Origin of the sequence: Arthrobacter pascens, from assembly GCF_030815585.1 — a bacterium.
Taxonomy (GTDB): Bacteria; Actinomycetota; Actinomycetes; order Actinomycetales; family Micrococcaceae; genus Arthrobacter; species Arthrobacter pascens_A.
The window spans coordinates 1,942,143-1,956,042 of sequence record NZ_JAUSWY010000001.1; the positions used below are offsets into that span (position 1 = coordinate 1,942,143).

Here is a 13,900-nt window from a genome sequence, read left to right on the forward strand (position 1 = left end):
AAAGGCCGGTCCCGATAGTCTCCGAAATTGAACGTACTTTGCAGGGTCCCACTTCACATCTGCCTCCCTGTTCTGGTGATCTCTCCAGTACCGCGAAGCCTATCGCGGTACTGTCCGGATCTCCGGCATCCGCCGGGCACTAAGCTGGAAATCAATGAAACTCGTTGACCAGCTGCCCGTCATGTCCGCCCGAAGCCTTCCCGGTGGGAGCCTTTCCAGTGAAGGCGTCGACCCGGATGCCCTGTACACGCATTTCCTTGAGTGGACGGAAAGCCGGGGGTTGGCACTTTATGCCGCCCAGGATGAAGCCATCATGGAGCTGGCCACGGGCGCAAACGTCATCCTGGCAACCCCCACGGGCTCCGGGAAGTCGCTCGTCGCCATAGCAGCTCATTTCCAGGCAATGGCTCGCGGGCAGCGTAGCTATTACACGGCCCCCATCAAGGCGCTGGTGTCCGAAAAGTTCTTCGCGCTCTGCGAGATCTTCGGCGCCGAGAACGTCGGGATGATCACCGGCGACTCCGGCGTGAACCAGGATGCGCCAATCATCTGCTGCACTGCCGAGATCCTCGCCAACATCGCCCTCCGCGAGGGCGCCGGCGCCCAGCTGGGTGCTGTCATCATGGACGAATTCCACTTCTACTCCGATCCCCAGCGGGGCTGGGCGTGGCAGGTGCCGCTGCTGGAACTGCCCCAGGCCCAGTTCCTCCTGATGTCTGCAACCCTGGGCGACGTCAGCCGGTTCGAGGACGGCATCACGAAACTCACGGGCCGCCCCACCACCACCGTGAGTTCTGCCGAGCGCCCTATTCCGCTGCACTACTACTACCACCAGACACCGGTCCACGAAACGCTCGAGGAGCTGCTGTCCACACGGCAGGTTCCGGTCTACGTGGTGCACTTCAGCCAGATCGAGGCGATCGACCGAGCGCAGACCCTCATGAGCATCAACGTCTGCACCCGCGAAGAAAAGGACAAGATCGCGGAGCTCATCGCAAACTTCCGTTTTGCCGCGGGTTTCGGCAAGACCCTCAACAGGCTTGTCCGCCACGGGATCGGGGTCCACCACGCCGGCATGCTGCCGAAGTACCGGCGCCTGGTGGAGCAGCTCGCCCAGGCGGGCCTCCTCAAAGTGATCTGCGGGACTGACACTCTGGGCGTCGGCATCAACGTTCCCATCCGAACCGTGCTTCTCACAGCCCTGAGCAAGTACGACGGCGTCCGGACCCGCCTTCTGAATTCGCGGGAGTTCCACCAGATCGCAGGGAGGGCAGGCCGTGCCGGCTACGACACAGCCGGTACCGTAGTGGTCCAGGCTCCCGAGCACGTGACCGAGAACGTGAAGGCGATGGCCAAGGCCACGGCCAAGTTCGGCGATGACCAAAAGAAGCTGCGCCAGGTGGTCAAAAAGAAACCGCCGGAAGGATTTGTTTCCTGGGGTGAGCCCACCTTCAAACGCCTGGTGGAGTCAGTGCCGGATCCGCTGGGCTCCAGTTTCAGCGTGACGCATTCGATGCTGATGAACCTGATGGAGCGGCCGGGCGACCCTTTCACCGCTGCGCGCCGGCTCCTGACCGAGAACCATGAGACCAGGTCCTCCCAGCTGCAGCTCATGAAGAAAGCCCTCGGCATCTACCGGGAGCTGCTGGCAGCCGAAGTCGTGGAACGGATTCCTGCGGGCCAGCAAGGATCGGATGGACGCACGGTGCGGCTGACCGTCCATCTCCAGGCCAACTTCGCCCTGAATCAACCGCTTTCGCCCTTCGCGCTGGCGGCGCTGGAACTGCTTGATCCGGAGTCGCCGTCGTACGCCCTGGATGTGGTGTCCGTGATCGAAGCGACTCTGGAAAAGCCCCGGCAGATTCTTTCCGCCCAGCAGAAGAAGGCCCGCGGCGAAGCGATCGCCGCCATGAAGGCGGACGGCATCGAGTACGACCAGCGCATGGCGATGCTGGAGGAGGTCACCTATCCGCAGCCGCTGGCGGAGATCCTGGGCGAGGCCTTCGAGGTATACCGCAAGGCCGCGCCGTGGGTGGGCGATTTCGAGCTGGCTCCAAAGTCTGTGGTCCGGGACATGTACGAACGTGCCATGAACTTCGGTGAATTCGTGCAGTTCTACGGGCTGGCCCGCTCCGAGGGAATTGTGCTGCGGTACCTGGCAGACTGCTTCAAGGCACTCCGCCAGACCGTGCCGCAGGACCTGCTGCGGGAGGACCTCGAAGACCTCATCGCCTGGCTCGGTGAGCTGGTGAGGCAGGTGGATTCCAGCCTGCTGGACGAATGGGAGGAACTGACCTCCGGGGCCGCGCCTACGCCGCATGACGCGCCACCGCCTCCTCCGCCGTCGCTGACTTCCAACATCCGCGCCTTCCGGGTGATGGTCCGCAATGAGATGTTCCGTCGGGTGGAACTGTTTGCGGATGAGGATGCAGCCGCGCTTGGAGAGCTCGACGGCGGCACCGGCTGGGATGGCGACCGCTGGGAGGACGTGCTGGACGACTACTTCGACGAACACAACGACATCGGCACCGGGCCGGATGCCCGCGGCCCGGGGCTGCTGATCATCACTGAAGAGCCCGGTTTGTGGAAGGTGCGCCAGATCTTCGACGATCCTGCCAAAAACCACGACTGGGGAATCTCGGCCGAAGTGGATCTGGCGGCCTCCGACGAAACCGGGACCGCCGTGGTCCGGGTGACCAACGTCAACAGGCTCTGACAGCGGGAGCCTGAAGCGGAGTTTCTGAAGGCAGCAAGAAGGCCCCCCGGGTAAGCTCGAAGGATGAGTGTAATCCGCCCCGCAACCGTGCAAGACGTCCCCGTGATCCTCCAGATGATCCATGAATTGGCCATCTACGAGAAAGAACCGGACGCCGTGCGCAACACCCCCGAAAAGCTGGCCGGGGTGCTGTTCGGTGAGAATCCGCGCGTATTTGCCACCATGGCTGAAAATGCGGGCGGCGACGTCCAGGGGTTCGCACTCTGGTTCCTGAACTACTCCACGTGGGAAGGCGTCCACGGCATCTACCTTGAAGACCTCTACGTCAGCCCGGAGGCACGCGGCGAGGGCCACGGCAAGGCCCTCCTGCAGCACCTCGCGGCCACGGCCCTCGAAAACGGCTACGCCCGTGTGGAGTGGAGCGTCCTGGACTGGAATGAGCCGTCCGTCAACTTCTACCGGAACCTCGGTGCCTTCCCCATGGACGGCTGGTCCACGTTTCGACTGACCGGAAAGGCGCTGGAGCACTTCGGCAGCCACAACGCAGCGGCCGTCAGTGGCTGAGGCAGCGCCCGCTATGGCGGCGCGGTCCGCAGGACTCGTCCGGCACACGGTCAGGGCAAGGCACGCATTCCGGGGCATGCGAACGGCTGAGCATTATTTCACCGTACCTTTGGTCCACTTCGGGCCGCAGGACCACGTTGATGCCATGAACCCCCACAGCGCGGCAGGGACGGGCGTTGAAACCATCACCGTCTTTGCCCGCGAGTACGTGTCCTCCTCCCATACCGCGGCTGAGGCGGAGGACCTTCCGTGGCTGCTGTTCCTGCAGGGCGGCCCGGGCGGCCGCGGCAACCGGCTGGCCTCCTTGGGCGGATGGAACAAGGCGGCCGCCAAGGACTTCCGGATCCTGATGCTTGATCAGCGCGGAACTGGGCTCTCCTCCCCGATCGACCGGAACACCCTGCCTCTCCGGGGCACACCCGCGGAGCAGGCTGCGTACCTGGAACATTTCCGGGCGGACTCCATCGTTGCCGACGCCGAGCTCATCCGCCACGCACTGGGCTCGGGGCCGTGGAGCATCTATGGGCAGAGTTACGGCGGATTCTGCGCGCTGAGCTACCTGTCGTTTGCACCCGAAGGGCTCCGGGAAGCCCTCATCACCGGCGGGCTTGCGCCGCTTGCCGGACCGGCGGAGGACGTCTACCGGGCCACGTTCAGCCGGGTGGCCGCGCGGAACGCCGAATACTTCAGCTGGTATCCCGAGGACCGCAAGATGGTGGATCGGATCGCCGGCCACCTGCGGAGCACGCCCGAATTCCTTCCCGACGGCGGGCAGCTCACCGTGGAGCGGTTCCAGATGGTGGGAGCCTTCCTGGGCGGGAACACCAGGGTGGACGGCCTTCACTACCTGCTGGAGGACGCCTTCAGCGAAACACCGCAGGGCAGCAGGCTCTCGGACTCCTTCCTGGAACAGGTGCAGGGAATCGTGTCCCGCCAGGCCAACCCGCTGTACGCCCTGATGCACGAGTCGATCTACGGACAGGGCCAGGCGACGGACTGGGCCGCATGGCGCGTGCTGCAGGAGTACCCGGAGTTCAGCCCTACCGCCGAGCCTCTGCTGCTGACCGGTGAGATGGTGTACCCGTGGTACTTCGAGCAGGATCCTGCTCTGCTGCCGTTGAGCAGCGTGGCGGAGCTGGTGGCCGCTAAGACGGACTGGAAACCGTTGTACGACTCCCATCGCCTTGCAACCAATACTGTGCCCGTTGCCGCGGCTGTCTACAGTCACGACATCTACGTTGACCGCGGCCTTTCCCTGGAGACCGCGGCGGCGGTCCGGGGACTTCAGGTCTGGGAAACGGGAGACTTCCACCACGACGGCATCGCCGACGACGGCGAGGCGATCTTCGGGCGGCTTCTCGGCATGGTCCGTTCAGCCCGGCATTGAGCCGTTCCGCCCGACAATGAGCCGTCAGCCCGGCACTGACCTGACGCGGCGTGCCAGGAGGGTGGCGACGGCGGCTGACAGGACGGCCGCTCCCACCACGCCGGCCGCCATATTGAGTCCAAGATAGCCGGACCAGCTGAGGATCAGGCCGGATGCCGCACCGCCCACGGCGCCCGCCGCGCCCATGAACATGTCCGAAACGCCCTGGACTACTACGCGGGACTCCTGGCCGACGCTTTCCGCCAGGAGGGTGGAGCCTGAAATGGTGGTGGCGGACCAGCCAAGGCCCAGGAGGACAAGCCCGCAGGCCACGGCCGTTGTGGACCTTTGTCCGAATCCGGCGGTGGCGACCGCGGAGAGGAGCAGGCCGTAGCCCAGGATGATCGTCTCGGTTCTGCCCACCTTATCCGTCAGCCAGCCCATGACCGGTGAGAGCGCGAACATGCCCGCAATGTGCAGGGAGATCGTGAACCCGATGATCACCAGCACATCGCCGGAGGCCGCATGGCCGGCATGGGAAGAGCCCGGCCCTGCCATGAGCTCCTGCAGGTGCACGGGCGTCATGGACATCACGCCCACCATCACGGCGTTCGCTCCCACCACGGCGGACAGTGCCAGGACAGCGGGCTTGGACTGCCGGATCGCCCGCAGCCCGCGGACCAGTGATCCCCCCGGCGCCTTAGCAAGGATGGCCTGCTGGTTCGCTGCCGGCTGTGGGAGGCCCGATTCAACACCGTCGCCTGGCCGGGTGGCGAGTTCCCGGGCGAGCAGGAGCGGGTCGGGCCTGAGACCGGCATACAGCAGAGCGCTTGCCAGCAGTAGCCCGGCAGCGGAGATCACGAAGGGCCCAGCAATTGGCGGCAGACCGAGGGCCTGACCCACCACGGCGCCGGGCTGGATCAGGTTCGGTCCGGCTACCGCCCCGACGGTCACGGCCCACACGACGGCAGACAGCGCCCGGCCCCGGTGTTCAGCATGCGCTAGGTCGACGGCGGCAAAGCGTGCCTGCAGGCTGGCCGCGGTGCCCACGCCGATTCCGGCAGCCCCGAGCACCAGCAGGACAAAAAGGCCCGACACCACGGACAGCACAATCAGCACGGCGCCCGCCAGCGCTGCGGATAGCCCCGTGACCTGGCCAACCCGGCGTCCGCGGCGGTCTGCCAGCGCGGCGAGGGGCAGCGCTGCCAGCGCAGCGCCCAGGGTCATGACGGTGGCCACGGCGCCCGCCCAGGCGCTGGAACCTGACAGCTCCACCGCAAGGATCGAACCGATGGAAACCGTGGCTCCGGTGCCGATGCCACCAAAAACCTGGGCCGCGCTCAGCAGGACCACGGTGCGCCGTTGTACCTGACGCACTCTACTTTCGGAATCGAGGGTGGAAGCCATTCTCAGAGCATAGTCCCGGCCGGAGGGGTTCCTACAGGGGCAACTTTAAACGGACAACCCCGGCCGCAGGGCGGCCAGGGTTGTCCAAAGGATGTTGAGAGAAGGAACGGTTACTCGGCGTCGCTGAGGCTCTTCTTGGCGTCTTCCTCGAGGCGGGGATCCAGCTTGGATTCCTGCGCCTTGGAGCTCACCAGGCTGGCGATGACGGCGATGACGATGGTGCCGATGATGACGCCCAGGGACACGTACGTGGGGATCTGCGGAGCCCACTCGATGTGGTGGCCGCCGTTGATGAACGGGAGTTCGTTGACATGCATGGCGTGCAGCACCAGTTTCACACCGATGAAGGCAAGGATCACGGACAGCGCGTGCTTGAGGTAGATGAGACGGTTCATGAGGCCGCCCAGCAGGAAGTACAGCTGGCGGAGGCCCATGAGCGCGAAGATGTTGGCGGTGAACACAATGAATGCGCTCTGGGTGAGGCCGAAGATCGCGGGGATCGAGTCCACGGCGAAGAGCAGGTCGGTCATGCCGATGGTGATGAAGACAATGAGCATCGGGGTGAAGACCTTCTTGCCGTCCACGGTTGTCCGCAGCTTGCCGCCGTCGAACTTCTCCGACATCGGAATCACCGTGCGGATCTTGGCGATGATCGGGTTTTCCTTGTCCTCTTCGTCTTCGCCTTCGTCCTGCGCCTGCTTCCACGCGGTCCACAGCAGGAAGGCACCGAAGATGTAGAAGACCCAGCTGAACTGTTCGATGACGATAGCACCAAGCATGATGAAGATTCCGCGCAGGATGAGCGCGATGATGATGCCCACCATCAGCACTTCCTGCTGGTACTTACGCGGCACCGAGAAGCGGGCCATGATGATGATGAAGACGAAGAGGTTGTCGATGCTCAGGCTGTATTCGGTGACCCAGCCGGCCACGAATTGCCCGCCGTACTCAGGGCCGGTAAACAGGAACATTGCGCCGGCGAAAACCAGGGCCAGGGCCACGTAAAAAGCCACCCACAGGCCGGCTTCCTTCATGGAAGGCTCATGCGGGCGACGGAGCACCAGGAGAAGGTCAAGAGCAAGGATGAGACCGAGGACGACGAATGAGCCGACCTCGAACCAGACGGGAAGTTCGAGCACAGGGATACCTTTCGCAGGGTACAGAGAAGCGGTGTAAGTCTCTCCGGCCAGCCTGTGCACTTGGTGCTGAATCGGCGGCCCGCTACGCCCGGCCAGGCAACCATGCCTGGCGTGTTGACGATCGTAGCGCTCGGGATACTCCCCTACGTGACGTTAACTGTACCCCAGCCGGAACGGTGCCTGCTTCCATGTCTGCTTGTGTGACCAGCTCAGGCGTGGCCTGCGGCCTGCATCTGCCGGAGCTCCTTCTTGAGGTCACTGACTTCGTCGCGGATCCGTGCCGCCACCTCGAACTGGAGTTCGGCGGCCGCGCCATGCATCTGTTCGGTCAGCTGCTCGATGAGCCCCACCAGGTCTTCGGCCGGCGCCGCGGCGAGACCGTCCGCCCGGACGTGGGCTGCCCCCTTCGCCGCCGACTTCCCCCGCTTGGCACCCTTCGCGAGGCGGTTGTTGTTGAGCAGCTCCTGGGTATCGGCGTCTTCCTTGGCCAGCTGGTCGGTGATGTCGGCAATCTTCTTCCGCAGCGGCTGCGGATCGATGCCCTTTTCCGTGTTGTAGGCCACCTGGATGGCACGGCGCCGGTTGGTCTCGTCGATGGCGTGGGCCATGGAGTCGGTGATGCGGTCGGCGTACATGTGTACCTGGCCGGACACGTTGCGGGCTGCGCGGCCAATGGTCTGGATGAGCGAGGTGGAGGACCGCAGGAAGCCCTCCTTATCCGCGTCCAGGATGCTCACCAGCGAGACTTCGGGCAGGTCAAGGCCTTCGCGGAGCAGGTTGATGCCCACCAGAACGTCGAAGACGCCCATCCGGAGTTCCCGGAGCAGCTCAACCCGTCGGAGGGTGTCCACGTCGGAGTGCAGGTATTCCACCTTGATGCCATGGCCCAGCAGGTAGTCGGTGAGGTCCTCGGCCATGCGTTTGGTCAGTGTGGTGACCAGGACGCGTTCATTCTTCGCTGTCCGGGTCTTGATCTCGCCGAGCAGGTCATCGATCTGGCCTTTAGTGGGCTTGACAACTACCTCGGGGTCGATCAGTCCTGTGGGGCGGATGATCTGTTGGACGAAGCCGTCGGCCTTGCCAAGTTCGTACTTGCCGGGAGTGGCCGACAGGTAGACGGTCTGGCCAACTCGTTCAAGGAATTCGTCCCATTTGAGCGGGCGGTTGTCCATGGCCGACGGCAGGCGGAAACCGAAGTCCACGAGGTTCCGCTTGCGGGACATGTCGCCCTCGTACATGGCACCGATCTGTGGGACGGTGACGTGGGATTCGTCGATCACCAGCAGGAAGTCGTCCGGGAAATAGTCGATGAGGCAGTGCGGTGCGGTCCCGCGGGCGCGCCCGTCAATGTGAGAGGAATAGTTCTCGATGCCGTTGCAGAAGCCCATCTGCTGCATCATTTCAAGGTCGTAGGTGGTGCGCATCCGGAGCCGCTGGGCTTCCACCAGCTTGTTCTGGCTTTCCAGGACCTGCAGCCGCTCGGCAAGTTCGTCCTCGATCCGCTTGATGGCCCGGGCCATCCGCTCGGGACCGGCAACATAGTGCGAGGCCGGGAAGACGTACATTTCTTCTTCGTCCCGGATCATCTCGCCAGTCAGCGGATGCAGGGTATGGATGTTCTCGATCTCATCCCCGAAGAATTCGATCCGGATGGCCAGTTCCTCGTACATCGGGATGATTTCCACAGTGTCGCCGCGGACGCGGAACGTGCCGCGGTGGAAGTCCATATCGTTGCGCGCGTACTGCATGGCTACGAATTTCCGGAGCAGATCGTCGCGATTCATCTCCGCGCCCTTGCGGAGCGTGACCATGCCGGCGATGTATTCCTCGGGTGTGCCCAGGCCGTAGATGCAGGACACAGTAGCGACCACAATCACGTCACGGCGGGTCAGCAGGGCGTTGGTGGCGGAGTGGCGGAGACGTTCAACTTCCTCGTTGATGGAGGAGTCCTTCTCGATGAAGGTGTCCGTCTGCGCTACATAGGCCTCAGGCTGGTAGTAGTCGTAGTAGGAGACGAAGTACTCCACCGCGTTGTTGGGCAGCAGTTCGCGGAATTCATTGGCGAGCTGCGCCGCGAGGGTCTTGTTCTGGACCATCACCAGCGTGGGCCGCTGGACCTGCTCGATCAGCCACGCCGTGGTGGCGCTCTTACCGGTGCCGGTGGCACCGAGCAGGACTACGTCCTTCTCACCGTTCTTGATCCGCTCCGTCAGTTCCGTGATGGCGGCGGGCTGGTCGCCGGCAGGCTTGAATTCGCTGATGACTTCGAAGGGCGCGACAACCCGGTTGATTTCCTGCGCAAGGCTCATGAATCTAATCTACAACCGGGGGCCGACAGTAACAGTCCCAGTCCGTTACGGGCGAACGGTTTTCAGGAGCGGGCAAACCTGGTCAGGACGGGTACGACGGCGGCGCCCACCCCGAGCTCCTGGCCCACCGCTCCATCGGGTCTTCGGCCGCCGCGAACCAGGCCTCCTTGTCTGCCGCGTACCCGGCTGTCGAAGCGTCAGCGGCGTGGAGTTCCGCCAGGCGGCGCTTGAGGGCGAGGTAGTCCCCTGCGGCGGCGGGCTCCGCCTTGAGCCAGTCCCGGAAACACAGCGCAAAACGCCATCCCGGGGAACCTGCAGCACGGACATGGAGATTGACGGCACGGCCGGGATCGGCGTTGGCATGGAACCGCTTGCCCCAGTCTTCGGCGGCCGGCCGGGATGCCTTGGGCACATCCGAGGTGATGCCAGCTACACGGGGGAAACCGGCGGCAGCAAGGACGGGAGCCAGGGCATCAGCGGCGGCCAGGTCCGGGACGCCCAGCTGAAGGTCAATGACGTCCTTGGCATCAAGGCCAGGCACTGACGTTGATCCGATATGGTCCAGGCCAAGGACCGCATCCCCATGTCGCTCCCTCAGCGCGGCCCGGAGCCGGTCCACCAGCCGGTCGGCGTGCTGCGGCCACTCGGGCCTTGGGGGGTGGAGCTCCGGTCCGCCGGGCCTGGCCGCAACGGAGGCGGCCTCAAGGTTCCGTGCGAAAGGCACCAGCCGATTGGCCCAGAGCCGGTCCACCTGCTCCCCGAGCTGCTCCAGGGTGCCGGAATTGTCGAGGACCGCATCGGCGGCGGCCAACCGGTCCTCGCGGGATGCTTGCGCCGCCATGCGGGACTTCGCCTGGTCCGCCGTCATCCCACGGCGCTCCAGCATCCGCCGTGTCCGGACATCATCCGGAGCGTCCACCACCAGCACCAGGTGGAAATTGCTGCCCTGGCCCGTCTCGACCAGGAGCGGAATATCCTGGACCACGACGGCCCCGTCCGCGGAGGAAGCCATGATGCCGGCCGCGGCTTCGCGGACCAGCGGATGGATGATCCCGTTTAGGACCGCCAGGCGCGACGGGTCACCGAACACGACCGAACCCAGCTTTGCCCGGTCCAGCCTGCCATTGCCATCCAGCATGTCGCTGCCGAAGGCTTCGACAACGCCGGCCAGCCCAGGGGTACCCGGCTCCACGACTTCCCGCGCCAGCGCATCCGCATCAACCAGTACCGCCCCCAGTCCGGCCAGCCGTGAGGCCACCACTGACTTGCCTGAGGCGATGCCGCCCGTCAAACCGATCTTCAGCACCCCACCAGCCTAGTCCCCACCGCCCAGGTCCAGTCCGGTCATGGGCCCACGCCGCCAGGGTTCCTTGGGCAAGCGGAGCGAGCTCAGAGGGGGCGGTGGGGGCCTAGACTTGGGCGGTGCAAGAGCAAGAGAGCAGGGCCACGGCGTACACCACCGTGGCGGACGGGCAGGATGTCCGCCACGTGATCGAGGTCAAGCGCTCCAGGTTCATCACCGTCCTGCGCCGCGCCGGGAGCGAGGGTGCCGCCCGTGACCTGGTATCCGAACTTCGCCGCGAGTTCCACGATGCACGCCACCACTGCTCCGCCTTTGTCCTGGGACCTGACCGCGACATCCAGCGTTCCAACGATGATGGCGAACCCTCGGGCACAGCAGGCATCCCCATGCTGGAAGCACTCATCAAGCGGGAAACCGCGCCAGGGGTGACGGACCTCAGTGACGCCACTGCCGTCGTCGTCCGTTACTTCGGCGGCATCCTGCTCGGCGCCGGCGGGCTGGTGCGCGCCTATTCCGAATCGGTGTCCTCTGCCCTGGACCTCGCACCGCTGGTCCGGCGCAGCCGGCTGCGGATCTGCTCGGCTGCGGTACCGCACACTTCTGCGGGGCGGTTGGAAAACGATCTGAGGGCTGCAGGATTCGTTATGGCGGAAACAAGCTACGGGGCCCTTGACACTGTCCTGCGCCTGGCCCTGCCCGATGATCCGTTGGAAATCTCCGCCGCCACGGAACGCCTGCTGTCCCTTACTGCAGGGAGTGCCGAACTCAAGCCCGGCGGAACGGAGTGGATCGATGTCCCCCTCCCCTGAAGTCGCGCTTGCGGATGTTACTGAGGCGGTCCTGGAGCAACTGCTGGTCCTGGCCGTTCAGGACGCCTCCACGGACGAGGTGACTCCGCCGCTGGGCACCGGGCCGGGATGGAACACGGAACGCATTGCCTGGTTCCGCAGCTATCACCGGGAGGCCGCGGCGGGGCTTGACGGGCCGGCGCAGGAGAAGAGTTGGGCCGTCTTGTGCGACGGCAAGGTTGCCGGCTCCATCCGGCTCAAACGCATGGGCCATGCTTCGCCAGATCAAGGCACCGCAAGGGAAGCGACCGTAGGGGATGCAACGGCGGAGACGGGCATCTGGCTGGGACGGGGCTTCCGTAGCCGGGGAGTCGGAGCCGCCGCCCTGGGCCTTGTCCTGGCAGAGGCACGCAGCTCCGGCCTGGAACGGCTGGTGGCCAGCACCGCAGCGGCGAACCTTGGCGCCCGGCGCGTCCTGGCGTCCGTGGGCGCCATCCTGGCGCCCGGCGACGGCGGAACGGTGACTGCCGTCGTCGAGCTCGGCAACTGACCCGCAGTAGACGCACCGAAACGTACGTTTGTGTGCGTTAAGTGCCAGTCAGATGGCCTGTTAAACACAGCGGGCCCCTGCTTTCGCAGGGGCCCGCTGTTGTTAGCCCGGGAAGCCCCGGGCCGGTGGCAATTAGTTGCCGGTCAGCTTCTCGCGGAGTGCTGCAAGAGCCTCGTCCGAAGCAAGCGTGCCTGCACCGGTCTCGGCCACAGCAGGCTCGGAGGAGTAGCTGGTGGTGCCGGAATCGCTGTCACCGGACGTTGCTGCTGCAGCGTCGTCGGCGGCGTGCTGGGCAACCTGCTTCTTGTGTGCTTCCCAGCGGGTCTGGGCGTCAGCGTACTGCTGCTCCCAGGCTGCGCGCTGGTTCTCGTAGCCTTCAAGCCACTCGTTGGACTCCGGGTCGAAGCCCTCCGGGTACTTGTAGTTGCCTTCTTCGTCGTACTCAGCGGCCATGCCGTAGAGAGCCGGGTCGAATTCGGTGCTCTCGGCGTCGACGCCCTCGTTGGCCTGCTTGAGGGAGAGGGAGATGCGGCGGCGCTCGAGGTCGATGTCGATGACCTTGACGAACAGCTCGTCGCCAACGGAGACAACCTGCTCCGCCAGCTCAACGTGGCGGACTGCGAGCTCGGAGATGTGGACCAGGCCTTCGATGCCGTCTTCGACGCGGACAAACGCACCGAACGGAACCAGTTTGGTGACCTTACCCGGAACAACCTGGCCGAGGGCGTGGGTGCGGGCGAAGGTCTGCCACGGATCTTCCTGCGTAGCCTTGAGCGACAGGGAGACGCGTTCGCGGTCCAGATCGACCTCGAGAACCTCGACGGTGACTTCCTGGCCAACCTCGACAACCTCGGACGGGTGGTCGATGTGCTTCCAGGAGAGCTCGGAAACGTGGACGAGGCCGTCTACGCCGCCCAGGTCCACGAAGGCACCGAAGTTGACGATGGAGGAAACGACGCCGGGACGGACCTGGCCCTTTTCCAGCTTGTTGAGGAACGTGGAGCGGACCTCGGACTGGGTCTGCTCGAGCCAGGCACGGCGGGACAGCACAACGTTGTTGCGGTTCTTGTCCAGCTCGATGATCTTGGCTTCGATCTGCTGACCGATGTACGGAGCAAGGTCGCGCACACGGCGCATCTCGACGAGGGATGCGGGCAGGAAGCCGCGCAGACCGATGTCGAGGATAAGACCACCCTTGACAACCTCGATGACGGTACCGGTGACGACACCGTCTTCTTCCTTGACCTTCTCGATGTCGCCCCAGGCGCGCTCGTACTGAGCACGCTTCTTGGAGAGGATCAGGCGGCCTTCTTTGTCTTCCTTGGTGAGCACCAGGGCTTCGACCTGATCGCCAACGGAGACGACGTCTCCGGGATCAACATCGTGCTTGATGGAAAGCTCGCGGGAGGGGATGACACCTTCGGTCTTGTAACCGATGTCGAGCAGAACTTCATCGCGGTCGACTTTGACGACGGTACCTTCGACGAGGTCTCCGTCGTTGAAGTACTTGATGGTGGCGTCGACTGCTGCGAGGAAGTCCTCAGCGGTACCGATGTCGTTAATTGCGACTACGGGGGTACCGGGCTTCTCGGTGGAGGTGATGGTCATGTAGTAGGGGCTCCGTTGTGGATAGTTAGTCGGTCAGGCAAACCACCGCGCCCGCGTTATGGAACGCAGGCGCAGGTCTCGGCGGATCGCACAGACCTGCCGGGTCATCCTGATTTTGTGGATTCTAGATACGTGCACGTAGTACACGCC

Annotated in this window: 10 protein-coding genes; 5 read left to right on the forward strand and 5 right to left on the reverse strand. The window is 64.5% G+C overall.

Going from position 1 to position 13,900, the window contains the following annotated elements:
• Positions 1-154 precede the first annotated feature (154 nt).
• From QFZ30_RS09100 to QFZ30_RS09110, 3 genes are all read left to right on the forward strand, one after another.
• On the forward strand, positions 155-2,716 hold the full coding sequence (locus tag QFZ30_RS09100) for a DEAD/DEAH box helicase (protein ID WP_307075453.1): 2,562 nt from the start codon (positions 155-157) through the stop codon (positions 2,714-2,716).
• Positions 2,717-2,779: 63 nt separating this feature from the next.
• Positions 2,780-3,280, forward strand: a complete 501-nt coding sequence (locus QFZ30_RS09105) for a GNAT family N-acetyltransferase (protein ID WP_307075455.1) — start codon at positions 2,780-2,782, stop codon at positions 3,278-3,280.
• Positions 3,281-3,293: 13 nt separating this feature from the next.
• Positions 3,294-4,667, forward strand: coding sequence for an alpha/beta fold hydrolase (locus tag QFZ30_RS09110; RefSeq protein ID WP_307080174.1), 1,374 nt, complete (start codon positions 3,294-3,296; stop codon positions 4,665-4,667).
• A 24-nt stretch (positions 4,668-4,691) separates the two neighbouring features.
• Here QFZ30_RS09110 and QFZ30_RS09115 read toward each other — a convergent pair whose 3' ends face one another.
• From QFZ30_RS09115 to coaE, 4 genes are all read right to left on the reverse strand, one after another.
• On the reverse strand, positions 4,692-6,053 hold the full coding sequence (locus tag QFZ30_RS09115; protein ID WP_307075457.1) for an MFS transporter: 1,362 nt from the start codon (positions 6,051-6,053) through the stop codon (positions 4,692-4,694).
• Between the two features lie 110 nt (positions 6,054-6,163).
• Positions 6,164-7,192: a TerC family protein gene (locus tag QFZ30_RS09120; protein ID WP_307075459.1), complete on the reverse strand. Its 1,029-nt coding sequence runs from the start codon at positions 7,190-7,192 to the stop codon at positions 6,164-6,166.
• A 209-nt stretch (positions 7,193-7,401) separates the two neighbouring features.
• On the reverse strand, positions 7,402-9,501 hold the full coding sequence (gene uvrB, locus QFZ30_RS09125) for an excinuclease ABC subunit UvrB (RefSeq protein ID WP_307075461.1): 2,100 nt from the start codon (positions 9,499-9,501) through the stop codon (positions 7,402-7,404).
• An 82-nt stretch (positions 9,502-9,583) separates the two neighbouring features.
• Positions 9,584-10,807 carry a dephospho-CoA kinase gene (gene coaE / locus QFZ30_RS09130; protein WP_307075462.1) on the reverse strand — a complete coding sequence of 408 codons (1,224 nt, stop codon included), beginning with the start codon at positions 10,805-10,807 and terminating at the stop codon, positions 9,584-9,586.
• Between the two features lie 116 nt (positions 10,808-10,923).
• On the opposite strand from coaE, the gene QFZ30_RS09135 reads away from it, so the two are divergent.
• Both QFZ30_RS09135 and QFZ30_RS09140 read left to right on the forward strand, forming a co-directional pair.
• On the forward strand, positions 10,924-11,613 hold the full coding sequence (locus QFZ30_RS09135) for an IMPACT family protein (protein WP_307075464.1): 690 nt from the start codon (positions 10,924-10,926) through the stop codon (positions 11,611-11,613).
• Positions 11,597-12,142 (forward strand): GNAT family N-acetyltransferase, encoded by a 546-nt coding sequence (locus QFZ30_RS09140; protein ID WP_307075466.1) that lies wholly within the window; start codon positions 11,597-11,599, stop codon positions 12,140-12,142. Before QFZ30_RS09135 ends, QFZ30_RS09140 begins: the two co-directional genes overlap by 17 nt.
• A 132-nt stretch (positions 12,143-12,274) precedes the next feature.
• Here QFZ30_RS09140 and rpsA read toward each other — a convergent pair whose 3' ends face one another.
• Positions 12,275-13,750 (reverse strand): 30S ribosomal protein S1, encoded by a 1,476-nt coding sequence (gene rpsA / locus QFZ30_RS09145; RefSeq protein WP_307075468.1) that lies wholly within the window; start codon positions 13,748-13,750, stop codon positions 12,275-12,277.
• Between the last annotated feature and the right edge of the window lie 150 nt (positions 13,751-13,900).